Origin of the sequence: Synechococcus sp. R5-13 (assembly GCF_047462015.1) — a bacterium.
Taxonomy (GTDB): domain Bacteria; phylum Cyanobacteriota; class Cyanobacteriia; order Thermostichales; family Thermostichaceae; genus Thermostichus.
On record NZ_JANSIL010000070.1, the window covers coordinates 1 to 650 of the forward strand.

The 650-nt window shown below is 53.8% G+C and carries 1 protein-coding gene; it reads right to left on the reverse strand.

Going from position 1 to position 650, the window contains the following annotated elements; all coding sequences use genetic code 11:
* Positions 1-650: helix-turn-helix domain-containing protein (locus NW840_RS05950; RefSeq protein ID WP_414343021.1), on the reverse strand; the 650-nt coding region annotated here is incomplete at both ends.

Sequence of the window (650 nt, forward strand, 5' to 3'; positions counted from 1 at the left end):
TCGCCTACGCTTGGGTCTCGGTGCTTTACTCAGCCTAGACTGCAGATCGTCTAGGTGGTAGCACAGCCGAACGATTCTGCCAAAGTCTCCCTTGGCGATATCTACAAAGCCCGCCCCATCAAACCCTGTAAGGAAGCTTCTTACTCCAGGGTCAAGCGCAACCACCCCCTTTGCTAACGAACACTGCTCGTTCACGGGCTCGGGGAAGATGGCATACCATCTATCTTTCACCCGCATTAGCTTAGTCCCATAGGCACACTTTTGCGGCACCGCTTCTGACGCCGTAAACGACAAACCCTTCGTGAGCTTCGGATACCACCTGCCCTGACTGAAATTACTGTTGTTGAACTGCAAGGTGTGGGTCTTATCCCTCACACTGCGAAACCGAGCTTCCTTGCTTTGGCGAAACGCTTGCCATGCCTCCATGACGGCGTTCTGCTTAATGTGGCAGGGGGCTTCCTTCACCCACTGCGGCAAGTCCGATTGCAGGATAATATTCCGCAGCTTTTCTAGGGTTTTAGTAGTGCCATGCTGACGCTGATAGGCAATCGCTTGGTTGTAGCAGTACCGGCACGCCGCTTGCCACCGCTTCCAAACTTTAGCCAGCGCTGGCTCCGGATAAATCCGTATCTTTCTCGATTGCAGCCCGA